Genomic DNA, 24303 nt, shown 5'->3' with positions numbered 1-24303 from the left:
TGCCTGGTATTGCCGGAAATCACCCATCGAATTATCCGCCGGCCCATCCAATAGAAGTGCGACTGTTGTATGGTAACTATACACTTAAAAGGCAAAAAAAGCAAGTCCTAATCAAGCCGGAAAATGCATTATCTCTCCGCTCGTATTTCCACGCTGGCCGACCGGCTGGTGCCTATATCGTCCTGGGCCGTTATTCTGACTATCAATCCTTTGGGTTCCAACTCCAGTATCTCCCAGGATTCCGTGTCACCTACGTAGACATCGTTGACGAACCAGTGTATCTTCCCTCCACCGGCCGAGGTGAAAGCTTGCAGGGGAATGCTACCGGTGTTTCTGACCCCAAACGGTACCAGGTAGAGGGATCCATCGATCGGGCTGATCAGTTCCAGGCTCTTTTTATTCTGAGGTATTCTTTGCTGTGGTCCAAACTGGGGCTCCCGCCCCTGCCCTGCCATCACCAACTGAACCTGCGAGGGATAGACCAAAAATACCTTTTCGGTCAGTTCCCCTTTTTGGTAGCTCTTCCAGGGACTGGCCCGGTAGCCGGTTCTTTTTTCTACGATGAAATTCTGGTGAAAGGGACAGGTCTGGAAAGGTTCGGCATTCTTAAGGGATTTTACCAGCTTGGTCTTCGGGCAGTACGGTCCCGCCTTATATCCCGAATAGGCGCAGACCGGAATGATGTCTATCTCGGATTTGGCTTCTCTTTCCCAGGGCAGTTCTCGAGGGAAATTATCCTCCAGCGCCCTGAGGACATCGAACATCACCGGCGCCGCAGCCAGCGCTCCCACAATACTGTCCGAACCCTCTCCGGAGAAGTTGCCCGCCCAGACCCCCACGGTGTAGTCATTGAGAAAACCCAGGCTCCAGGCATCCCGCCGGCCGAAGGATGTGCCGGTCTTCCAGAATATCCTGGCTTTGGGCATGGTGTAACGGGAGACATTGGGCGCATCCGGTCTATCCTTCTTTCCCAGCGCCTGCAGGGCCAGCCAAACCGCACCAGACTTGAATACCTGTTTTTCGATCCCGTCAGTATCGGTTTCCAGCAGCAGCAGTTTTCCGTGCCCTCCCCCCTTTGCCAGGCTGGCATAGGCGTTGGTCAGGTCGAGCAGCCGGACATCCATGCCACCGGTTATGATCGGGAGCCCGTAACTGCCGTATGCCAGCGGCCCGATCAGCCCCAGTTCCCGTATCTTTTTTTCGAACCGGGAATATCCGTACCTTCGGAGCATCATCACGAAGGGAAGGTTCAGCGAACGGGACAGGGCGTCCTCGGCCCGGACCAATCCGCTCCAGTCCTCAGAAAAGTTGACAGGGGAAAACCCTCCGAATTGGTAGGGAGCGTCCTCCAGCAGCATTTCCGGATTTAACAGCCCCCTTTCAAGCGAAAGTATGTAAAGGAAAGGTTTTAGTGTCGATCCCGGCGAACGGAACGAGGCGAAGCCGCGCACCTGTCCCTGCCTTTGGCTGTCGAAATAATCCAGCGATCCCACCGCCGCCCTGACCCGGCGGGTCCGGTTGTCAATGACCACCAGGCTGGCATTCGAGGCTCCGGCCAGCGCCATTTTCTTGTCATAGGATCTGAGTATGCTCTCGGACTTGAGCTGTACATTTCGGTCAATGGTACTGGTAATATCGTTCTTTTCCGAATATGACTGTACTATATAATCGGCCATGTGCGGGGCCATGCAGGGGAACTGCCTGAATTTCGACGGTATGGCGGCTTTCAGGCTTCGCCGGTATTGCCCGTCATCGATCAGGCCGCGCCGGCGCATAACGTCCAGCACCTTATCGCGTCCGTCGATAGGCGAGGTCTTATCCCTGCGCCTTTTCAGCGAGGGCGAGCGCGGCAGCCATACCAGGAAAGCCGATTCCTCAGGGGTCATCCTGTCCGGCAGCCGTCCATAATAGCCCAAGCAGGCTGCCCCGATCCCCTCAACGTTCCCGCCGTACGGGGCCAGGTTCAAATAGAGCTCAAGTATCCTCCTCTTGCCCAGGCGTAGCTCGAACTGGAAAGCCCTGAAGATCTCCCATAATTTTGAAACGACCGTGCGGGGTTTAGGCTCCGAAAGTCTGGCCAGCTGCATGGAGATGGTAGACCCGCCGGAGACCACACGCCCGGCCATTAAATTAAGGTAGAGGGCCCTGGCCAATGACAACGGATTGACTCCCTGGTGCCAGTAGAACCACCGATCCTCATAGGTCAACGCGGTCCTGATATACAGCGGGTCGATTTTCTCCAGTGGCAGAAATATCCTCCACTTTTGGTCAGCAGAGATATAGGTCCTCATCACGCTGCCGTCGGAAAACCGGACCACCCTGGAATAGGATGGGTCGATTGATTTTGGCAACGGCCAAAGCATAAGACCAAGCGAACAGGAAACCGCCAGTGCCGATAGGCAATATGCCGTCAGTTTGGGCATGTTACCGTTTATAGATATCAAAACTACCCGCACCTGTACGGGCATTTTTTTCGGGATCGTACATGATAACCGCACTGGCCGGCGGCAGGAAATATTTGCCCGGGGTGACCGCCCTGAGCAGAACATAATAATACTGGAGGCCGTAGGAGAGACGCCCGAAGATAATCACCCTGTCATCCCTGACGTCGACATAATCAGGCATCCACATATTGCGGCTGTCGCTGGTCCATTGCGGCAGGTCGCCTCTGCCCAGCCGGGGATTCTCTATCTCCAGGCCCCCCGGCAGTGAGGCTTCCACAGCCACGTTATCATAATATCCGCTGACGGTCTTCACCGCTATCTTCATCAGCAGGATATCGCCCTGCCTGGCCGAGGTCACCGCCGAACCCGAATAAGAGAGCAGGGTTTTTTCAATGACAAGGCCAGTGGAAGAAGCCTCAAAAGCCCTCCTGGTCTTGGAAAATCCCTTGTTCTCAATGCTGACGAACAGGTCGGATCCGGACAGCGACTTGATCTCGATCTCTCCGCTGTTTCCCGGATTGGATAGCGTCCACGAAGTGACCGCCTTCTGGTCTCTGGGCTTCTGGACCTTGCCGTTCATCCTAAGTTCGCCCAGCTGGCCACCGGCCGGATGTTTATCGGCATACAGCCCCAGGCTCAGCAGGTTCCAAGCCAGGTCCTGGGTGGAATAATACCAGCTCCACTTGCCCGAAAGGTCTTGGGAGACCTGAAGCACTGCTTGCTTCTCGGCCTCGGTCCCGGGCTCTATGTTCTCTATCATGTACAGTTTGATTCCGTCATACTGCATCCGGCTGTAGAAATCGTCGCTATATCGGCGGGTATTCTCCGGGGTCCTGCTAAGCGCGGCCCGGAGGATGGACTTGGCCTGTTCGGTCCTTCCCGACTCAAAGGCCGTCCCTGCGGCCCATAGCATTCCCAAGGCGTTGTAACCGCCCTTCTGAGCCAGGGTTATTACCCGGTCAACGGCTTCTGGCTTTTTCTGAAGGACTCCGCCGCGTGCCAGCACATAATAAATCAGGCCGGATTTTTCCGGCATGGCGTCAAGGTAGTTCAGGGCCGCATTTAGGGCTCCCTCCGGCACCACAAAACCTGCCTTCCTGGCCTCCAACAGTACCAGAGCGGCATAACCGCTGCCCCAGTTGCACGGCTCGCTATTGCCCGGCCAGTAAGCAAATCCTCCAGAGATGGTCTGCATGGATACTAGGCGATTGATGCCGTGATTTACCATGGAGGTATATTTCTCCTTTTCGATCTCCGGGGCTATTGCCGGAAGAAGAGAGGACAGCCGCAATAGCACAAGGGTCGATGTCGATGTCTGTTCTATGCAGCCGTAGGGATAATGGATCACATACTGGAAATGGTTCAGTCTGGACAGGCCCGGCAGCACCGACACCATCACCCTGGCCTGATGGGCCCGGGGGTACCAGTCGTTGAAATATTCTTTTAAGTCAAGCTTTCCCCCGGATTTGATATCGTGGTATTCCGTCTCGGTGATGAACGGCACGCTCGGGTACAGCGGAATGGTAAACTGGTCTTTATAGCTCATGCCCTGCGTTGAGGCGTCGATCGTCATCTCCAGTGAACCGGGATCCTCGCCTGCAATACACTCCACCCATTGGGTGACTTTCTCCTGAGCCTTCAGCGCTACAGACGCCTTTCTGTCGCCTTTCACACTGAAACCTTTGGGGGTGACTGAAAGCGAGACACTTCGAGAAGTGCTGGTGGTGTTAATCAGGGTCACCGGGAAGCTGAACTCATCGCCGGTGTACATGAAACGCGGGATGGTGGGCGTTACTATCACGTCGCTCTTTACAATGACATCGGCCTGGCAGGAGCCGAACCTGCTGTCGCTGGCCCCCACCGCCATCACCCTAAGTTTTCCGTTATATTCAGGTATCTTCACCTTATAGATAATGACCCCGTCCCGGCCGCTTTCCAGAATACCGCTCCACGATGACACTATCCTGGCGAACCTGGCTTCGGGGAATTCTTTCTCTCTGGCGGCGAAGTCCCCACCGGTCCTGTCCATGAATTTTTTCATGATCCAACCGAAGGATTCGGCCGAGTTGATATACAGCCGCAGGTCCCTCAGGATGCCGCTGAACGGGTCAGGCGTCTGGAAATCGGTTATCTGGAGGATGCCCTCGTCCACCACCGCGATGGTTCCCTTGAATTGGCCGCCGGTCCTGACCTTGACGGTCAGTTCCTCTCCGGGTTTTATCTTATCCGGTGTCTCCAAGGTCATGTCCAGCTTCAGGCTGGCAGGACGGATCCTGACCCTCTGCACCCCGAAACCGCGCTGGACCATGTAGTTCCCGCCCGATCTGACCAGCAACGCGCTGACATAGACGGTGGAAACTCCCTTGGGGACCTTGAAGCTCCACGAAGCCACCTCTCCTTTGGCCTGGCTCCACTCGGTGATGTACACCGTGTCCAACTCGACCGTCCACAGAACGTTCCCATCGAAGGGAACCAGGGCTTCGACCTTCACCTCATCGCCGGCATCGTATTCCTTCTTATCCAAACGGATCGGAATCACCTCGGGGGACTGCACCTTCTCCTCGCCGCCGTACCACCAGCCCCAGCCGGAGATCTTAGCCTGGGACACCGTCCCGTTGCCCTCGTCCACCACTTCCACCAGATAATCGTTGTAGTTGGTGTTGGGAGTGAAGTTGAAGCTGAACTTCCCGTCCGCCACGGTCACCTGTTTCTTGGAGGTCACCGGAAGTTTGTTTACCCGGGCACTCCAGTAATAATCGTCATAATAATAGTCGTCATCATAGCCGTAGTTGTAATAATATGAAAGCCGATATACCCGATAATACAGCTTGGCCTTCCCGGTATAAAGCGAATGGTCCTGGCCCAGCAGGATGCCCTTGACCTCCATCGGCACTCCGGCCGCTATCCTGCTGCCGGTCGGCTTGATCCCGATGTAGAACGGCCTGGTGTAGGCCATTTTCTCAGTCATCCTGGAAGTGACCCGGCCACTGCCTCCTTCGGTCACGGTCAGCAGGCTCCTGAGCCTGACTGGCTGGTCGAATTTGATAGAACTTCCCACCAGAAAATCGACCTCTGCCTTGCCTTTGCTGTCTAGGCTGCCGGATTCTGTTTCCGATTCCCATGACGGTGCTTTGTCTTTTCCGAACGGCACTCGTCCGAAGAAATAACCGTAATACCCGGAAACGGCCATCGGCGTTTCCTCTGCCCTAAGCTTGATGGTATATTCTTCATCCGATGCTGGCGCCCCGAACAGGAATTCTGCGTTTATTTTCATGTTTATCTTTTTGTATATATCCGGCTTCTCCGAGAATTTCTGTTCCGCCCTCATTCTTTCCGGCACGAAGGTCTCCACCATCACATGGCTCGAATATATGGTCCTATCTCCTATCACCAGCTGCAACATGTATTTTCCGGTAGGTGAAGATGGAGCGGTGGGAAAGCGAAACTCCCTAAGCCCGCAGTTGTCGGTGGTCCCGGAAAGCGACAGGTAATCCCTTCCCTGCGGGTCTCTGACATTGACCCTGACCGGAATGGCAAGGCCGCGATAAGTGCCCTTTTCCCTGACCAGGACCCCGAATTTTACCTCCTCTCCCGGTCGGTACAGGTCGCGCTCCGGATACAGGTAGGCGTTGTACGGGGCATCCGGGGACTCGCCTGATACATCGTAAGCCTCCATGGGCAGCCTTAGCGAACTGACGTGAGCGTAGGTCCACTCGTTCCCTTTTTGGGCAAAGATCACGTAAGGATCGCGGCCTTCTTTGAGCACCGGAATGGCGCAAAAACCTCCGTTGTCGGTGCTGCCCTTTCCGGCCAGAAAGTTCTTGGAACTGCGCACTTCAATATCCACTCCGCTTTCCGGCTTCAGCGTGGCCGAATTCATTGCCCAGATGAAGATGGTCCGATCATTCCATTTGGCTATCAGCGAAATGTCCGATATCACCACCGCCACCCGGTCGGAACCGTATTTGCTCTTGTTCCGACCGGAAGCTTCTATAAGATACAGTCCTTTATGCAGGTCCTTTATCAGTTCCCTCAGGTCAATGTCGGCCACCTGTTCCTTGGCGCCGTTTTCCAAGGTTACCTTGTAACCGGTGACAACTGCTTCCCCCAGGTTGGATATATTTCTGGTGTTGCCGTATTCCTTGAGATGCCAGAACAGAACATTCTCCGGGGGCATATAAATGACGTCTATGGTAACCTCCGGGAATTGGGAGACCTTCAGCGGCAGATTCCATGCCCCGTTCTTGCCGAAATAACGACCGCGATATACGAACTGGAGTTTCTCTTTTCTCTTGGGCATGGTAAATTCCTGGGTATAATCCTGCTGCAGGATATCCCCGGTCAGTGAAGAGACGCCGGCCTTAAGGGTGACCTTGTAGCTCTTGTCCGGCATGAAATCGGCCGTCACGAAAACGCCGGCGTTGGAGGCAGTGACCTGGTAATCGATCTCAGGATCGATCACCACCAGATCGACCAGGTTGTCCTCGTATATCTCCAGTTCTCCATCATGAGTTGCCATGGCGGACATGCGGAATGACAGCATGAATCCTTCGTCAATTTCTTCGGCCCGGGCATTCTCAACGGTCATTGGGCCTGTCTTGAACCCCACCGGTATCAGCTTTTCGGTTTCATCCCGCAACGACACCCCCAGTTTGCTTTTAAGTCCCTTCTTAACCGTTACGGCATACTGCTGCGGGGCACTGGCCACCGGAACCGTGATTATCAGCTGATGTTCGTTTACTATCCTGACATTTGATATTTTGACATTCTGCTTTTTTGAATCCCTGATTTCAATGAATCTTTCGATGTTGTCGGTTTCCGGAGGATAATTGAAACAGATGGTGATCTGGGCCATTTCGTTCACCACCGATTTCAACACAATGCTGTTCAGTCCGAATTTTGGGGTGGCGAACCAGAATTTATAGGTTGGCATTTTGGGCGCCTCTATCATCAGGGGCAGCCTTTTCATTTTGATATCATACCTGACCTCAGGAAGGGGGTTTTTAAGGAACCTCATCTCGAACCGCCTTTCCGAGGCCCAGATGCCAGATGCCGGCAACGGCGGGTCAATCTCAATATAATTGCCCATGCTGTCAGCCGGAATCCCTATGCCTTCGGCTCCCACGAATGACCTTGAGAAATAAAACGACATTTCCCCCGGAATGTCACGTAATTCACCCCCGGGTTGGGCGGTCACCTCAAGCCCCCGTTCCCGTCGCCCGCTCACTTCCTTGCTACGAAAGAAAAAGAAAACGGCTGCCATTATTACTGTCAATAGCAGCCCTGCGATCCTCAGATAGACCCACTTGTTCAATTTGATGCTGAACATAGCCCCTCTGTCTTTGGTTTTAAATGTTTTTTAACACTTGGCAATAAATATAGCATTCAACCTGGTTTTCTGTCAACATAAATATCAGGAAAACCGGATCGTCCCGGAGCATAAGCACAATTGCCTTGCAAACAAACCTACAATGCCATATAATCAGGGCTCAGATTATTTTTAAGTCCAATTTATGCGAAAGGCAAAACCATGAATTACAAATATGTGGTCCTGGGGGCTGGGAGGCAGGGCTTGGCCATCGCCTATGACCTGGCAAAATTCTGCCAGGCTAAAAGTGTCACCGTGGCCGACTTTGACGGCAAGGTTTCCTCCGCCGGGGCCAAAAAGGTCAATGCCCTGTTGACAAAAAAGATCGTCAAAGCCCAGAAAGCCGATGCCGGAAACCCGGTATCATTGAAGAAACTATTCAAAGGAATGGACTGCGTGGTCAGCGCCGTCCCCTATCATTTCAACTACGGCGTGGCCAAGGCCGCCATAGACTCCGGCTGTAATTTCTGCGATCTGGGCGGCAATACCGGCGTGGTATTAAAGGAGCTTTCCTTGTACCAGCAGGCCAAGAAAGCCGGGGTCACCCTGGTGCCGGATACCGGCCTGATGCCCGGCATGGGCAACACCCTGGCGGTGCACGCCATCAAAAAACTGGACCAGCCCCGGGAGATCCATATCCGCTGCGGCGGCCTGCCCCAAAATCCAAAACCGCCCTTGAATTATAAACTGGTCTTTTCCGTGGAAGGGCTGATCAATGAATATTTCGGCACCGCTCATATAATCAGGAAAGGAAAGGCCGCCGAGATCCCCACCTTTTCGGAATTGGAGCAGATCGATTTTCCCAAACCCGTGGGCAGATGCGAGGCCTTCGTCACCAGCGGCGGCAGCTCAACCTGCCCCTGGACCCTGGAGGGAATAGTCAAGGAATATGATTATAAAACTGTCCGTTATGCCGGCCATTATGAAAAGATCAAGACCCTGCTGGAACTGGGATTCTTCGAACAGGAGCCGGTGGATGTCAATGGCTGCAAAGTAATCCCGCGCCAATTGAGCCATGTTCTTCTGACCAAAAAGATAGATTTTCCCAGGGACAAGGACCTGATAGTGCTAAGGGTGACGGCCTTGGGCAAAAAGAACGGCCAGGAGACGGAAATAGTGTATGATCTGATAGATTACCAGGATGCCAGAACCGGCTTCACCGCCATGGAGCGTACCACTGGCTTTCCAGCCGCTATCGTAGCCCACCATCTGGTGCAGGGCAAGGCCCCCAAGGGAGCCATACCCCTGGAGCTGGCCATCGATTCTGATTCCTTTGTGGTCGATTTCAAAAAACGGGGCTTTGTGTTAAAGGAACGGATCCGAATCGGATAATTGTATCCCAGACCTACGGGGCAGGTGAATACTGCCCCCTTTTTATTGAATTGTGAATTTTGTTGATTTATTTTAAACCTTTTAATAGGGTAAAGGGTCAAAATGGCTGTGCTCATAAAAACATCCCTAACTCCGTTCAGCATTTAAGGTTGATTAAAAGTATACCTGCCTTTTACTGTTCTTGCTCTCTCGGCAGCTAAATTATAATGCCCCCCTGTTCCCCTGGTATTCCAAGGAATCCGCCGATCCCTGAACAAATAATGTGGCGCTACTTGACACTTGGGGATCAATTTTTTATAATATATTGTTGTGTCAAATTTTGTTTAATAATTAACAGTTCAATACATTTCCGGAGGGGACTTTCATGGAAAACCACAGCGACCAGATCAAGCGCATAAACGAAGAGATCGAAAAAAAAAGCATCATCATCCAGACCATCACTGCGGAGATAGGCAAAGCCATTGTCGGCCAGAATTATCTGGTCAGCCGATTGTTGGTGGGGCTTTTGGCCAACGGCCACATCCTAATCGAAGGTGTGCCCGGTTTGGCCAAGACCTATGCCGTCCGGACTGTCTCTTCCGCCATCAAAGCCAAGTTTCAGAGAATTCAGTTCACCCCGGATCTGCTGCCGGCCGACATCATCGGCACCATGATATATAATCAGAAGACCGGCGAGTTCATCACCAGCAAGGGCCCCATCTTTGCCAACCTGATCCTGGCCGACGAGATTAACCGCACCCCGCCCAAGGTTCAGAGCGCCCTGCTGGAGGCCATGCAGGAACGTCAGATAACCATCGGCGAGCAGACATTCAAGCTGGATGATCCGTTCCTGGTGCTAGCCACCCAGAACCCCATCGAGCAGGAGGGTACCTATCCCCTGCCGGAAGCCCAGCTGGACCGTTTTTTGCTAAAGATCAAGATCGATTATCCCTCTAAAGAAGAGGAAAAAGAGATCGTGGAGCGCATCGCCGTGCAGGGCGAGCCATCCATCAAGCCGGTCATCACCCCGGCCGAGATAATCAAGGCCCGAGAGCTGTGCCAGGAGATCTATATAGACCAGAAGATCAAGGATTACATCATCGACCTGATATTCGCCACTCGGGAGCCTGAGAAATACGGCTTGCCCGAGCTCAAGGGAATGATCCGGTTCGGGGCCTCTCCCAGGGCCTCGATCAACCTGACCACCACCGCCCGGGCCTTGGCCTTTTTGAAACGCCGGGGATTCGTGATCCCGGAGGACATCAAGGAGCTGGCCGCCGACATCCTGCGGCACCGGATAATCCTGTCCTACGAGGCCGAGGCCGAGGATATTACCACCGACGATATCATACAGAAGATCCTGGCCGGCGTTGAGGTGCCGTGATGCTATTTCGTTAATAGTTATTCGTTATTCGGAAATTGTCATTCCCGAGTCATCGGGAATCTAGGGAAATATATTTACTGACGAATACGCATAAAAGTATTTAATGTAATTTCGCGTTTTTAGCGGGAAAAAGAAAAAATTATGCTGTCACCCGAATTCATAAAAAAGATCCGCCAGATCGAGCTTCATACCAAAAAGATCGTCAACACCACCTTTGCCGGGGAATACAAATCCACCTTTAAGGGCACCGGCATGGAATTCGTAGATGTGCGGGAATACCTGCCCGGAGACGATGTACGCTCCATCGACTGGAAGGTCACCGCCCGGATGGGCCGTCCTTTCGTCAAAAAGTTCGTGGAGGAGCGCGAGCTGACGGTGATCCTGTGCCTGGACGCCTCCGGCTCGGGATATTTCGGCACCAAAACCCGGTTCAAGCTGGAGCAGGCGGCCCAGGTAGCGGCCACCCTGGCCTTTTCGGCGGTCAAGAACAGCGACAAAGTCGGCCTGATGTTCTTCGCCGACCGGGTGGAGAAATACATACCTCCCAAGAAAGGCCGGCTTCATGTGATGCGCCTGATCAGGGACATCCTGTACTTTACGCCGCAGAACAAAGGCACCGAGCCGTCAGCCGCCCTGGAGTCGCTGATGCACATCCTGAAGCACCGGGCCATCATCTTTTTCATCAGCGATTTTTCCGGCAATGGGTTTTCACTGGAAAATTTCAAGACCCCTCTGGGCATAGCCGCCCGCAAACACGACCTGGTGACCATCGAGATCTCCGACCCGGCCGAAAGCCGCCTGCCCATGGCTGGGTTGGTCGACTTCGAGGATCTGGAGACCGGCCAGTTGATGACCATCAATACCTCCGATCCCTCTCTGCAGAAGGGATACCTGCAGTATAATCTGCTCGAAAGACAAAAACGGGAGCGACTTTTCAAGTCCCTGAGCATAGACAACATCAGCCTTTCCACCAACGAGGATTTTGTCCCCAAGTTGCATAAATTTTTCCAGCTTCGGTCCAGAAGGTTCCATTAAATAACAGTACTTTTATGCATCAAATATTATTAACTATCCTTATAGCCTCCCAACTGCAGGGACAGCCATCTTTGAGCACCAAGGTCATTGCCCGTAAACTTTCAGTGGGCACCCCTTTTGAATTGGTGATAGACGTCAATTACTCCAACACCGCCAAACCATTGGGACCAATTGCCGATTCCACCGGTTCATTTCTGGTCATCGATCAGAAGGTGAAGACCAAAAGCCACAAGGGATTCAATACAAATTCCTACCGGTTGAAAATGGCCGGCTTCAGGACCGGCGAATTGTCCCTTCCCCGCTTCAAGTTTCTGATCAGCGCCAAAGACAGCGTCGACACCCTTTATAGCGATACCCTAAAAGTCAATATATCCAGCGTCATGCCGGAAAAAATGTCCGACATCAACGATATCAAGCCCGAGGTTAAATTTCCCAATCACTGGCTGTGGCTGATCCCGGGAATAATTATACTGTTGTCAATACTCGGATATTTGGGGTATCGATTATACCTGCAGCTGAAGAAACTGAAAGAACTGGCCCAGGCTCCCCTGTCCCCCTGGGTCGAGGCCATGAATTCCCTGAACAGCCTGCCTTTTAAGGAATGGATCAATAAAGGGCAGGTCCAGAGATACTATTACGCCCTTTCCGAGATAGTAAAGAGATACCTCGAACGGCGGTTCGAATTCAATGCGGTAGAACAGACCACCACCGAGATAATTAATGATCTCAAAGCAAACAAGATCCCATATCGGGAAGAATTCGGCGTTTTTTTGAACAAAGCCGACCGGGTAAAATACGCCAAGCTGATCCCCACCTATCAGGAGATCGACCAAGCCCTGCAGCAGGCCAAAGAACTGGTGCAAAAGACCACTCCCGAAGAAAAGCCCAAAGGGATCGATGATAACAAGAAGGGTAGGAATTAGACATGCGTTTTGCTTCCCCTTTATATCTGCTGCTGCTGATCCCTCTGGTTGGCCTGATCTGGCTGGAATTAAAGAAACGGACCGCCGCAGTGAGATTTTCCAACACTGATTTCTTTAAAAAGAATCCCGGTTCAGGCAGATATATCAGGCACGCCTCCTTTGTTTTGAGCATTGCTGCTTTGTTCTTCATGATCATCGCCCTGGCTCGCCCTCAAAAAGGCCGGGTGTATGAGGAGATCGAAGACAAAGGCATCGATATCATGCTGTGCCTGGACGTCTCCGGAACCATGCAGGCCGAGGATTTCAGCCCCAAGAACCGGTTGTTCGTGGCCAAGCAACGGGCCAAGGAGTTCATTGGTAAGAGAAAGGGAGATCGGATCGGTCTGGTGGTCTTCGCCGGGCAGTCCCTCACCCAATGCCCGCTGACCTCGGATAAAAAGATTCTAGCCGATCTGATCGACCGCATCGACTTCGGCTTGGTGGCCGATGGGACGGCCATCGGAATGGGCCTGGCCTCGGCGGTGGGCCGTCTGAAGGATTCCAAATCAAAGAGTCGGATCATAGTGCTGTTGACCGACGGCTTGAACAACGTCGGAGAGGTTGATCCCCTGACGGCGGCAAAATTGGCCCAGATCTATGGGATTAAGATCTACAGCGTTGGCGTTGGCTCCAAGGGCCCGGTGCCGTTCCCGGTCGACGACCCTGTCTTCGGCCGCCGCTATGCCCATGTCCAGCTCGATCTGGACATGGCCGCCCTGGAGGAGATATCCCGGCTGACCGGTGGACAGTCGTTCCTGGCCAGCGATGCCGAAGCATTAAAGCTGATTTACGACGAGATCGACCGCATGGAACCCACTACTTACAAAGTAACCCGCCATACCGTATATTCCGAAAAGGCCGGAATATTCATGCTGGCTGCTTTGGTGTTTTTTCTGCTGAACCTGATTTTATCATTCACCCTGCTCCGGAGGCTGCCATGATCAAGTGGGCCGCTTCACAATACCTGTATTTATTGTTCTCCCTCCCCCTGCTGATCCTGGGGATATTTGTGGCTTATGCCATGAAAAAACGATCTTTCAGGGCCTTGGCCGATGCCCATCTGGTTCCGCAATTGGCGGATACGCTCAATGCCAAACTTTGGTGGATTAAGTCGGCCCTGTTGACCATGGGACTGATGTTCCTGATCCTCGGCCTGGCCCGCCCCAAATGGGGTGAAAAGCTTCAGATATACAAGGGGCGCGGCATCGACATAGTGCTTTGCCTGGATGCATCCAAGAGCATGAATTCCCAGGATATAAAACCTTCGCGCCTGGGGTGGGCCAAGATGCAGGCCTCCTCGTTGTTGGACAATCTGAGCACCAACCAGGTGGCCATCACCGCCTTTGCCGGAGATTGTTATGTTATGTGTCCCCTGACATCCGATGTCGAGGCGGCCAAGCTGTTCCTGGATATCATCGAGCCCAACAACATTCCCAAGCCGGGCACTAATATTCAAAGAGCGGTGGAAGTATCGGGTGCGCTGTTCAACCCCAAGCAGGGAACCTCAAAGGCGCTGATACTGGTCACTGATGGCGATAATCTCGAGGGCGACCCCATGGCCGCCGTAAAGCAGGCCGCTGAGCTTGGCATCCGGCTTTACATAATTGGCATCGGAACCTTGCAGGGCTCCACCATCCCCGAGACCGATTCCAGAGGCAATTTGGTTTCCTATAAGAAGGACAGCGAAGACAAGATCGTAGTCTCCCGGCTGGCCGAACGCCTGCTGCTGGTAATGGCCAAGGCCACCGACGGACGTTATTACCGGGCCGAGGGGTTCAATGTGAATAATCTGGTCTTCGAGCTGGAGGGCCTGAAAAAGAGGGAATTGGATGGCGGGGAGTATGTGGATTATGTGGAACGGTATCAGTATTTCCTGGTGATCTCGTTCATATTCATTTTTCTGGGCCTTTTTATAAGCGACCGCCGTGGCGAATGGTTTCCGACTGTGGGAATGTCCCGCTTCAAGTTATTCCTTATATTTTTTACCTTCTGTATTTTACATTCTTCCTCCGCAAACGCCGAAGTCGGTTCGAACATGAGGGCCGGCAATAAAGCCCTAAATAAGGGGAATATCGATCAGGCCCTGGAGAAATACCAGGAAGCCTTGGTTCGGGAGCCGGATAACGAGAAGATACATTATAATATCGGCCGGGCCTTGTACAAACTGCAGAAATATCCCGAAGCCATATCCGAATTTCAACTGGGCTTGCTGACCAAGGACAAAATCTTTCAGGCCAAATCCTTTTATAATATCGGGAACTGCCAGTTTAAAGAAAATAAACTCGATGAAGCCATCAACAGCTATGTATCATCTCTCCTTCTGAACCCCAATGACATAAAAGCCAAACAGAATTTGGAATTTTGCTTGAAGCAAAAAGAACAACAACAATCTCAAAGCGATTCCACCAAGCAAGACCAAAATCATCCGAAGCAGGATCAACAGCAAAAACAGCAACAAAACCAAGACCAAAAACAACAGCAGGCTCAACAACCTAAACCACAGCCCCAAAAAGGGCAGATGAATAAAGATGAAGCTGACCGCATCATGCAGGCGCTCCAAAACAAGGAGAAGGAGAACATGAAAAAGCAGAAGGAGCAGCCTGCCCAGCCGGAAAAGGTGGACAAAGACTGGTAAAATGGCTATAATCACAATGCCATTCCCATGCAGATGGGTATCCGGGCTTAAATAATAATTGATTTTTTAATAATGGCCGACTTAAAACTGAAATATATTCTGATATCCCTTCTGAGCGTCCTGAGCATTTCTCTGGTTGATGCCGCCGAAATTGAATTCAACGCCACGGTGGACCAGTCCACCGTGGGGCTGGGCGATCAGTTCACTCTCACCGTAACCGTTCAGGGGCAGGACATGACCAGCGTTCCCAAGCCGGAACTGCCGGATATGCCTGACTTCAACCTGCTGGGCAGTTCATCATCCCAGTCCACCAATATCCAGTTTATCAACGGCAAAATGTCCAAGCAGGCTTCCGTCAATTACATCTATTACCTGAGCGCCAAAAAATTAGGCAAACTGAGCATCGGCCCCTGTCTGATAAAATACAAGGATCAGGAATACCGCTCCCAGCCCATTGAGATCGAGGTGGTAAAATCCTCCACTGCCAGAGCCCAGCCGGCACCATCGGGACGTGCATCGGCCGCGCAACCAAATATACCCATCGAGGGGAACCTTTTCCTTTCTGCCGCTGCCAGCAGAAAGACGGTATATGTCGGCGAACAGGTGATGGTGGATTTTACTCTTTACAATCGTTTTCAGATATCGGATGCCCGCATCGCAGAAATGCCGACTTTCAATGGCTTCTGGCCGGAAAAAGTGTTCGATGCTGAAAAGCTCAGTTGGCAGCAAAAGACTCTTGACGGCAAACAGTATCAATATATGATACTAAAAAAAGCGGCCTTGTTTCCCATGTCCAGCGGAGAGCTGGCCGTAAGTCCTATGACGCTTGACATTGCCATAGTCCTAGCTTCCCGTGATTTTTTTGATTTCTTTGGAAACAGCAAAGCCGTTAAAATTGAGTCCAAATCCATCACCATCACGGCCCTACCCCTGCCAGGTGATAAACCGGCTGAATTCACCGGCGGGGTCGGCAAATTCTCCATTCAGGCTTCTTTGGATAGAAATACTGCTACCGGAAATGAACCAATAAACCTTAGCGTCAAGATAACCGGCACCGGGAACATACGCTTGGTGGGAAAACCGGCCATAACCGCCATATCAGGCCTCAAGATAATGGACCCCGAAGTGAAAGAAAACATCCATGTTTCCGGGGATGTCATCAAGGGCAGCAAGACCTTCACCTTTCCAATAATTCCCCAATCCGACGGCAAGTATGTCATACCAGCGGTAAAGCTGGCTTATTTTGACCCAGCCGACAAAAGCTACCATACCATCCAGACCCAGCCGCTTGAATGCTCTGTTTCGGGCTGTAATCAAAACACCCCGCTGGTGGAAGCTACCGGCCTGAAGGTATTGGGAACGGATATCAACTATATCAAGCCCGACGCATCCGTCTTAAAAAATGCATCTCTCGAAATTCCAAAATTAGCCTGGCTTTTATATTTACTGTTCCCGGCAACAATCTTATCAGCATTCTGGTATCGGGGTCATATTGACCGGCTGTCAACCGACAGGGGCTATGCTCGCAAACACAGATCAAACGGATTGGTTAAAAAACGGCTGCAAATTTCCGAAAAATGCCTTAAGGTTAACGATTTGAGTAATTTCTACTCCTCCCTTTCGCAAGCCGTTTTTGGCTTTATCGGCGATCGTTACAATATGGATATGGGAGCCAGAACCAAGGAACAGATACACCAAGAATTATCAAGAAATGGCGTTCCTGATGATATTTTATCCGATATCTTGGCATTGATGGACGCTTGCGACCGGGTTCGATTCTCGCCCTCTTCCGCCTCGGAAATGGATCCGCCAGGCATGCTGGAAAAAGCCAAGGAGGTGTTTAGCAGATTATGATGGAATTGATCATTATGGCTGTATTAGGATTTGCACCGGTTGATTCATACAATCGGGGAAACGAGCTTTATCGGGTTGGCAATTATCCTGCAGCCATCGAGGCGTACAGCAATGCCTTGGATAAGGTTAACTCTCCATATCTGTTTTATAATCTTGGTAATGCTTATTTCAAGAGTGGGCAGATTGGAAAGGCGATCGTAAATTATCGCCGGGCATATTTTCTTGAGCCCAGAGATGCCGATATAAACAATAACCTGGTGTATGCCAGAAACTACAGGGTGGATAAGATTCTCACTGGCCGGGGCCCCATCGAGCGGTATCTGTATATTTTATTCCACTGGTTTTCAAACAGTGAATCATTCTGGTTTTCCATCGTTTCTTTTGGTTTGCTATCACTTTTTATTTCTTTTTATATATTGTCCCGCAAGGGCAAGATTCTGATCTTTGTCTTTATATCCGGCTTTGTTTTCTTTTATCTCTTACTTTCTTTCTCGCTCTGGCAAAATGAAAAAAACACCCTGCCGGCAGTAGTCGTAGTTCCCGAGGTAAGTGCGCTAAGCGGCCCCGGCGATGAATTCAAGCAGATCCTCCTGTTGCACGACGGCACCGAAGTTCTGATAAAGGATAAACGAAATGATTTTGTCTTGGTACAACTACCGGGAGGAGCCGGAGGCTGGTTAAATAAAGAAGCCTTGGAAAAAATCTATTGAAAAGCGCCCCGTAAAAAACGGGGCGCTTTTGTTTTCCGCCTCAGATGGTCTCTTTTAATTTTTCAACCATCAACGGATCGAGTTGGGTCCCGGAGGCTTGGTCGAGTCTTTTTATCACCTCCTTCATTTCGTATGCCTTCCTATACGGCCGATCCGATATCATGGATTCATAAGCATCGGCCACTCCGATTATCCTGGCTTCAATGGGGATCTCCTGGCCTCTCAGCCCCTTCGGATATCCACTGCCATCAAAATGTTCATGGTGGGCGGAAATTATCGGGGCAACGTCCTTTAAAAGTTCGATCTCACCGACCAGCCTTCCGCCAATCACCGGATGCATCTTGACCTCCTCATATTCCTCCTTTGTCAATCCGCCCTTTTTGGTAAGAAGCAGATCGCTGACCCCTATCTTGCCGATATCGTGCAACAGGGCCGCATAGGAAAGTTTTTTAAGAGATTCTGCCGGGAGGCCGAGTTTATCGCCAATGCACATGGCTATATCTCTGACCCTTTCCGAATGGCCCCTGGTATACGAATCCTTGGCGTCCATGGCGGCGGTGATGGCAATAATTGTATCATTGTAGCTTCTTTGCAATTCATCGTTGGCCCTGGCCAATTCAACCGTCCTCTCCGCCACCCGCCTTTCCAGTCCCTCATTTGCCTTAACCAGCGCCTCCTGGGCAGCTTTGCGTTCGGTTATGTCCTCGGCCACTGCCAGGATCCCCCAGGGAGTACGATAGATGCTGGAGCTCAAATAACGATTTTCATATTTGCCCTCAACCACCATGGTCTTGCCGGTCTGCAAGACATCAAGGTAGGCTTTATAGGTTTCTGAACCGTTAATTCTGGGAAAAACTTCAATTAATTTCCTGCCCTCCAGCTGTTCAATGGACAGTTTTACGAATTCTGCGTAAGTATCGTTGCAGTAGAATATGGTGATATCCTCCTTTAGGGCCAGTATCGGCGTTTTGATGCAATTCAAAAGAACCCGGTGTTTGATCTCGCTTTCCTTAAGAGCACTCTCGGCCTTTTTTCTTTCCATGACATTGTTTATAGTCGCCGGCAGCACTATCAGATAGTTCCTTTCCGGGTCTTTTATCAGGTAATCATATGCTCCGCCTCGCAAAGCCTGCACTGCTATGTTCTCGTCGCCGCTTCCGGTCACAAATATCACGGGGACCCCCTTCGCCGTTTTTAAGAGATCCAGGCCTTTCCCGTCAGGCAACAGATAATCCAGCAAGGCCAGGTCATATTCATTGTCCCTTAATTTTTGGCGGGCCTCCGATATCGAAGTGACCATCTCTACTTCATACGGCAGGTCCTCCTTTTGAATATAACGGCTTATGGCCATCCTGTCGACCTCATCATCGTCCAGGAGAAGTATCCTCAGTTTATCTAATTCCATAAAACACCTTCCTGTTACGGTAATTCGCTCAGGGTCCAGTACAGGTTAAGCACCCTTACCGCCTCGACAAACTTTTCAAACTCGACAGGCTTGATGATGTATCCCGCCACGCTCAAATTGAAACTTTCCACCCTGTCGTTTTCTTCTTTAGAGGTCGTTAGTACTATTACCGGGATTTTTCTCAATTCGCTGTCGGCTTTGGCGATTTTCAGGAATTCAATCCCGTTCATAATGGGCATGTTTAAGTCCAGCAGGATTATGCCGGGACGGGGAGAGGCTTGGGGATTTTTATATTTTCCCTCCCGCTTCAAGTAGTCCAGCGCCTCCCGGCCGTTTCCCGTTATTTTAAGGGGGTTGACTATATTGTTGACCTTGAATGCCCTTTGGACGGTCATGATATCGACCTGGTCGTCATCAACCAAAAGGACCGGAATGTTATCCCTCATTTTATTGTCCTCCCAATAATTGTTTAGCGCTATCCCCGGGCTCCGGCTGCAGGTTACCGGGGATAGTGAACCGGAATTCGCTTCCCTTGCCGAGCTGCGAGGTCAATTTAATGGTTCCGCCATAATATTCGACTATCTTCTTGACGATGGTCAACCCAATGCCGGTAGATTCAAATTCATCCCTTGATTTAAGACTTTGGAATATTTTGAAGATCCTGTCAAAATGCTGTTCCTCGATCCCCAGACCGTTATCCGAGACCAGGTACTCCCAATACCCTTGGTACTGCCGGCAGGAGATGGTTATCAAACCACATTCCTTATCGCTATATTTTATGGCGTTGCTTAGCAGATTCTGCATAACCTGGTTAAAGTGGATCCTGTCGCATACTATTGTCGGGAGCTTTCCAACGATGGTTATTTTTATATGTCCGGGCGGTGACAGAAGATCGATTATCTGCCTGGTCTCTTCGTGGCTGTCTATCCGGCACATGGTCGGTTTCATGCGCCCCAAACGGGAATAGGCCAGTACTCCTTCGATCAGGTTATGCATTCTTTTGGTGCGTCCCAGGAGAAGTCCCACTTTTTCCTTCCCCGCTTCATCCAGAATATCCCGGTAATCTTCGCTCAGCCATTGAGCCAGCGAGGATATGGCCCGCAGCGGAGCTTTTAAGTCATGGGAGACTATATAGGCAAATTCCGCCAACTCCCGGTTGGCTTTCTGCAGTTCTTCAAGCAGGGTCTCCTTAATCTCCTCCTGATATTTATTGGCGGAGATATCGCTGACCACCCCATAAACCGTAATATTGCCGTTTTGCTTCTCCACCCGCCCGCTGTCCCTTATCCAGATGGTATTCCCGTCACTCCGGATAATGCGGTACTCCACCTGGCTGTCCCACCCCTTCTTAAAATTCTCCACCTGGACACTGGCGGCAGCCCGATCCTCTGGATGTATGAGGTCATTTGCCCAAAATCCCCAATCCTCAAGGAACCGGGAATAAGGATATCCCGTCAGCTTTTCCACGTTCGGAGAAATATAGCCGTTAATCGGCTTGCCATCCGCTGAATAATTCGTCATGTATATATGATCACTTATCGAAGCGATCACCTTTCGAAATCTCTCTTCGCTTGCGACCAGGGCATTTTCCCATTTCTTCCTTTCGCTTACATCGGTATATATGAATACGCTGCCGATGGTTTTGCCGCCGTGGTCATTGATGGCATTTATTCTCAGGTAGGTTTGGACAGTGCCAGCATCCTTCTTCTTGACCTCCACCTCCCCGGTCCAAGAACCTCCTGTTTTCACCACTTCCAGGATGGACCTTCCCAGGGACGGGTCGTTGAACAAATTGGCAAACCCCCCATATGCATTGAGACCTGAAATTGAATAATTAAAAAGGTTGTAAAAGGCCTTATTGTGATATAAATGCGTACCATCGACATCTTCAATGGCAATGGCGTCACTGGAACTTCTTACCGCCTGACTGATCCTGAGCAGTTCATCCTCCGCTTTCTTCCTTTGGGACATTTCGTTCTGTATTATTTGGCTGGTCTCCCGCAGCTTCGCATTATGTGCCACCACAACTTTTTCTTCGTTCTCCATCACCTTGGCATAGTAACAAACCAGTGCGGATTCCATCAAAAGGCTGGCCAGCATATGTGTGCTCGTGCCAGCATCGTAGGCCATGGGAATACCCCCAGCACGTGCCGCTACCTGCAGACCCAAAATAGAGATATATAAAATTGCCATCCAGATGAGACCCCCCCTCATCCCGTATAAAAAAAACGAAACAACCGGGAAAAAATATATCCAGTAGATCCCGGTCCGGTTCACACCCCCGGAGACATAAAGGAACAAGATCAGGACCAGCAGACAGCCGATGCCCAGTGAGCTTGCCAACATTACCTTTTTACTTAACCTGAGAAAGATCAGGTTCAACACCATGAAGATCCCTACTGCCAGGTCAGCCAAACCTATCGGGTAATCTCCCGAAATCATCCTGGCGGCACCAAATCCCAGCAGGGTCAGGACCCCCAAAAAAGAAAGGGCATTGGCAAACTTGACCCTCCTTAAATAGGTGCGGTCAATCTCTTCGCCCAGCCCGCTACTGACAAAATCGTCCCATATGTTCTTCAAACGCGTAACCATAATACGCTTATACCATCTTCGTTGCAATAACTATACAATTTATATATCATAATTTCAAGTCATAAATATATTTATTTGCTTGTGCAAATGATCCATGGATTTTGGGCTTGTATTCCCGAGCTGAAATATATTATCATTGGTCATGCTTTATAGAACCGACAAATATTGCCCGGCTATTTTCCCGTTCTATTTCCTGCCACTGGCTTCCTTTGCCGGGTTATTTATCATTCTCTGGCTTACCCGGTGGGGTGTCGCCATAAATAACGACTCCACGGTATACCTGTCTTCGGCCCTGAATTATTCCCGCGGCGCAGGGCTGAGCGAATGGTCCGCCAACGGGCAGCTGAAACCCATGACCCACTTTCCCCCGCTATATCCCCTGATGCTGGCTTTTGCCGACAAACTTGGTTTTGACATACTGGTTGCATCAAGATGGCTGAATGCTCTCCTTTTTGGATCCAATATTTTTTTAACCGGCCTTCTTTCCTCAATGCTGACCAAGTGGAGATGCGCTGCAGTTATCACCTCTTTGCTTTTCCTTTTTTCCACCCATTTGCTTTTGCTTCACATGATGGCCGTTTCCGAACCTCTTTTTATTTCGCTTATACTGCTTGCGATTTGGTGCGTTATGCGTTACGCAGAGAGGGGGACATTTCCAGTACTTTTACTCTCGGGATTTTTCTTGGGCCTGGCCGCCCTCTCCCGATATATCGGCGTTGCCTTCATAATATCCGTACTTATATTTCTTGTTTCATTCAGGGCCGGAGCAAATAAAACAACTTTGCTTCGGGTTATTTCTTTTATTCTTGTCTCCTTTTCCGGTTTGATGCTCTGGGTTGCAAGAAATATCCATTACACCTCTTCCGCTGCCGACCGGTCATTCGATGTTTATCCGCTGGTCAAATTATCCCTACTTAAGGGCCTTCAGACGATCTTGTGGTGGCTGATGTTTGAAGTAGATATGAATTATTTGGGTTATGTAAGATTTATTTCTTTTTTCTTGATCTTGTTCCTTTTGTTTAAATATTGGGCCCCTCAAATAACTGCCATGTCCCAGAAACGGTTATTGTCAAAATTTTCGAAATCACACCTTTTTATTCTTTTATGCTTGGCTTCATACATCATCTCCCTGTTTGCCTCTATCCTTTTTTTAGATCCCGCCATCATGCTCGATTACCGGATACTGTCTCCGGCCTACGTCCTGCTGCTGCTTATGTTTCCCTTGTTTTCAAAACCAATTCAAATGAATCTATTTTTAGCAACGATCGTTGTATTTTGGATAACCTCCTCCACCGCCTTTGGGATCTGGTGGGGAGTAGATCGGACCAATTCCGTTAAATGGGATGCCTACCAACGATTCAATTGGCACAAAATGGATTCCATACAAATTCTGGATGAATTGCCGAAAGATGGCGCTTTTTTGACAAACGATCCAGAGCTTTTATATGCCCTGACCGGCAAGGAGCCCTCCCTTTTAAACAATAACCAGCTTTCCAGTCTGGTAAAATCAGCCGTCCCGGGGAATGCGCCGGGCAGCAGGAACGGTAGTTTTTTGATATTTTTCAAACAAAAGGTCTACAAGCCCTTCCTGCCCAGCCTTGAAGACATCCGGGAAATACCCGGACAGATTGTTATATCCGATTCACCCCAAATATATATTTGCCGGGTTAATTTCTAACAGGAGTATGTTGAAATAAGCTGTTGCGTTTTGATCAAAAATAATATATATTATCACAACGACATGATCAATAAGATTGCAAACAAATAACAAATGGAGTAAGCCATGCGATACAATTTACTGTTACCCGTCCTAACGACCACACTGGCAGCCCTCACCGCAACGCATGTTTTGGCGCAAGATATTTCCCAACTGGCCCAAAAGTTCCAGGACCGCTACGGCAAGCTGGAGAGGCAGATCAAGGATATGACCATGGTTCAGGAAATAACCCTGGTCAGCAAAGATGGCAACATTATAAGCGATGCCACCTATTGCTACAAGGGGGATAAATTCAGGCTGGACACTAAGGTTAATGCCAGCCAGGAGAAGGGCATGAAAATGGAGACCACAATACTTTTCGACGGCACCGATATGTGGATGATAGCCCCCTTCATGGGCAAAAAGAAGCTCTCCGAAAAGGATCAGGCAAAATACCAAAAGGACAGATCCTGGAAATGGTGGGCGGACCTGGTCAAGAACGGCAAGATCACCGGAACAGAAAAGATCGGCGATCGAAATTGTTATATCATAGAGTATGTTTCAGGCCAAAAGGAAGATCAGGTCCCCTTTGACAGAATTTGGATAGATGCCGATAATCTGGTGCAGGTCAAGGCTGAAATGACGGTTGAAAAGAAGAAAAAAGCCTTCGCCCTTTATTCCGATTTTCGCAAGGTGATCGGCAATTGGGTGATGCCGTTCAAAACCGAGCTGTTCTACGAGAAGGACAAACAGCCCATTTCAACCATCATAGTGAAGTCGGTCGATATCAACAAAGGGGTGGACGACGCTTTGTTTGTGATCGGCAAGAGCGAAAAGAAGGCCGGATTCAAGGATATGTTCAAGGGGATGGTTCCCGGGGGAGAGTAACCGGGAGTATTCAAAAAGG

At 50.5% G+C, this 24303-nt stretch carries 15 protein-coding genes; 10 read left to right on the top strand and 5 right to left on the bottom strand.

The window, feature by feature from the left end; all coding sequences use genetic code 11:
* Window positions 1-128 precede the first annotated feature (128 nt).
* Window positions 129-2363 carry a penicillin-binding protein 1C gene (locus A2273_09150; GenBank protein ID OGF07091.1) on the bottom strand — a complete coding sequence of 745 codons (2235 nt, stop codon included), beginning with the start codon at window positions 2361-2363 and terminating at the stop codon, window positions 129-131.
* A gap of 61 nt (window positions 2364-2424) precedes the next feature.
* Complete coding sequence (locus tag A2273_09145; protein OGF07090.1) at window positions 2425-7596, bottom strand: hypothetical protein; 5172 nt, start codon at window positions 7594-7596, stop codon at window positions 2425-2427.
* A 378-nt stretch (window positions 7597-7974) separates the two neighbouring features.
* On the opposite strand from A2273_09145, the gene A2273_09140 reads away from it, so the two are divergent.
* From A2273_09140 to A2273_09105, 8 genes are all read left to right on the top strand, one after another.
* On the top strand, window positions 7975-9144 hold the full coding sequence (locus tag A2273_09140) for a hypothetical protein (GenBank protein ID OGF07089.1): 1170 nt from the start codon (window positions 7975-7977) through the stop codon (window positions 9142-9144).
* Between the two features lie 364 nt (window positions 9145-9508).
* On the top strand, window positions 9509-10507 hold the full coding sequence (locus A2273_09135) for an ATPase (GenBank protein OGF07088.1): 999 nt from the start codon (window positions 9509-9511) through the stop codon (window positions 10505-10507).
* Window positions 10508-10648: 141 nt separating this feature from the next.
* Window positions 10649-11542 carry a hypothetical protein gene (locus A2273_09130; GenBank protein ID OGF07087.1) on the top strand — a complete coding sequence of 298 codons (894 nt, stop codon included), beginning with the start codon at window positions 10649-10651 and terminating at the stop codon, window positions 11540-11542.
* Between the two features lie 71 nt (window positions 11543-11613).
* Window positions 11614-12465 (top strand): hypothetical protein, encoded by an 852-nt coding sequence (locus A2273_09125; protein ID OGF07086.1) that lies wholly within the window; start codon window positions 11614-11616, stop codon window positions 12463-12465.
* A gap of 2 nt (window positions 12466-12467) precedes the next feature.
* Window positions 12468-13445, top strand: coding sequence for a hypothetical protein (locus A2273_09120; GenBank protein ID OGF07085.1), 978 nt, complete (start codon window positions 12468-12470; stop codon window positions 13443-13445).
* Entirely contained in the window at window positions 13442-15139 is a 1698-nt protein-coding gene (locus tag A2273_09115; GenBank protein ID OGF07084.1) for a hypothetical protein, read from the top strand. The genes A2273_09120 and A2273_09115 overlap by 4 nt, the downstream gene beginning before the upstream one ends.
* 72 nt (window positions 15140-15211) lie before the next feature.
* Window positions 15212-16993: a hypothetical protein gene (locus A2273_09110; GenBank protein ID OGF07083.1), complete on the top strand. Its 1782-nt coding sequence runs from the start codon at window positions 15212-15214 to the stop codon at window positions 16991-16993.
* Window positions 16990-17703: a hypothetical protein gene (locus A2273_09105; protein OGF07082.1), complete on the top strand. Its 714-nt coding sequence runs from the start codon at window positions 16990-16992 to the stop codon at window positions 17701-17703. Before A2273_09110 ends, A2273_09105 begins: the two co-directional genes overlap by 4 nt.
* A 40-nt stretch (window positions 17704-17743) precedes the next feature.
* On the opposite strand, the gene A2273_09100 is transcribed toward A2273_09105, so the two are convergent.
* From A2273_09100 to A2273_09090, 3 genes are read right to left on the bottom strand one after another with little or no spacing between them, the layout of a single operon-like run.
* Complete coding sequence (locus A2273_09100; GenBank protein ID OGF07081.1) at window positions 17744-19108, bottom strand: hypothetical protein; 1365 nt, start codon at window positions 19106-19108, stop codon at window positions 17744-17746.
* A 14-nt stretch (window positions 19109-19122) separates the two neighbouring features.
* On the bottom strand, window positions 19123-19554 hold the full coding sequence (locus tag A2273_09095) for a two-component system response regulator (GenBank protein ID OGF07080.1): 432 nt from the start codon (window positions 19552-19554) through the stop codon (window positions 19123-19125).
* Window position 19555: 1 nt separating this feature from the next.
* Window positions 19556-21688 (bottom strand): hypothetical protein, encoded by a 2133-nt coding sequence (locus A2273_09090; protein ID OGF07079.1) that lies wholly within the window; start codon window positions 21686-21688, stop codon window positions 19556-19558.
* Window positions 21689-21842: 154 nt separating this feature from the next.
* Between A2273_09090 and A2273_09085 the strand changes: the two genes are divergently transcribed.
* Together A2273_09085 and A2273_09080 are read left to right on the top strand one after the other, a co-directional pair.
* Window positions 21843-23378: a hypothetical protein gene (locus A2273_09085; protein ID OGF07078.1), complete on the top strand. Its 1536-nt coding sequence runs from the start codon at window positions 21843-21845 to the stop codon at window positions 23376-23378.
* 171 nt (window positions 23379-23549) lie between these two features.
* Window positions 23550-24284: a hypothetical protein gene (locus tag A2273_09080; GenBank protein ID OGF07077.1), complete on the top strand. Its 735-nt coding sequence runs from the start codon at window positions 23550-23552 to the stop codon at window positions 24282-24284.
* Window positions 24285-24303 lie beyond the last annotated feature (19 nt).

This window comes from Candidatus Edwardsbacteria bacterium RifOxyA12_full_54_48 (genome assembly GCA_001777915.1).
In the GTDB taxonomy this organism is placed as follows: Bacteria; Edwardsbacteria; AC1; order AC1; family EtOH8; genus UBA2226.
Note: the sequence above shows the minus strand (reverse complement) of the source record. Positions and strands in the feature narration are given on the sequence as shown.

What these genes read in the sequence shown, in the direction of transcription:
- A2273_09150 (OGF07091.1), bottom strand. Translation starts at nt 2,363, where the DNA reads ATGCTTTGGCCGTTGCCAAAATCAATCGACCCATCCTATTCCAGGGTG.
- A2273_09145 (OGF07090.1), bottom strand. Translation starts at nt 7,596, where the DNA reads ATGTCGTTTTATTTCTCAAGGTCATTCGTGGGAGCCGAAGGCATAGGG.
- A2273_09140 (OGF07089.1), top strand. Translation starts at nt 7,975, where the DNA reads ATGAATTACAAATATGTGGTCCTGGGGGCTGGGAGGCAGGGCTTGGCC.
- A2273_09135 (OGF07088.1), top strand. Translation starts at nt 9,509, where the DNA reads ATGGAAAACCACAGCGACCAGATCAAGCGCATAAACGAAGAGATCGAA.
- A2273_09130 (OGF07087.1), top strand. Translation starts at nt 10,649, where the DNA reads ATGCTGTCACCCGAATTCATAAAAAAGATCCGCCAGATCGAGCTTCAT.
- A2273_09120 (OGF07085.1), top strand. Translation starts at nt 12,468, where the DNA reads ATGCGTTTTGCTTCCCCTTTATATCTGCTGCTGCTGATCCCTCTGGTT.
- A2273_09115 (OGF07084.1), top strand. Translation starts at nt 13,442, where the DNA reads ATGATCAAGTGGGCCGCTTCACAATACCTGTATTTATTGTTCTCCCTC.
- A2273_09110 (OGF07083.1), top strand. Translation starts at nt 15,212, where the DNA reads ATGGCCGACTTAAAACTGAAATATATTCTGATATCCCTTCTGAGCGTC.
- A2273_09105 (OGF07082.1), top strand. Translation starts at nt 16,990, where the DNA reads ATGATGGAATTGATCATTATGGCTGTATTAGGATTTGCACCGGTTGAT.
- A2273_09100 (OGF07081.1), bottom strand. Translation starts at nt 19,108, where the DNA reads ATGGAATTAGATAAACTGAGGATACTTCTCCTGGACGATGATGAGGTC.
- A2273_09095 (OGF07080.1), bottom strand. Translation starts at nt 19,554, where the DNA reads ATGAGGGATAACATTCCGGTCCTTTTGGTTGATGACGACCAGGTCGAT.
- A2273_09085 (OGF07078.1), top strand. Translation starts at nt 21,843, where the DNA reads ATGCTTTATAGAACCGACAAATATTGCCCGGCTATTTTCCCGTTCTAT.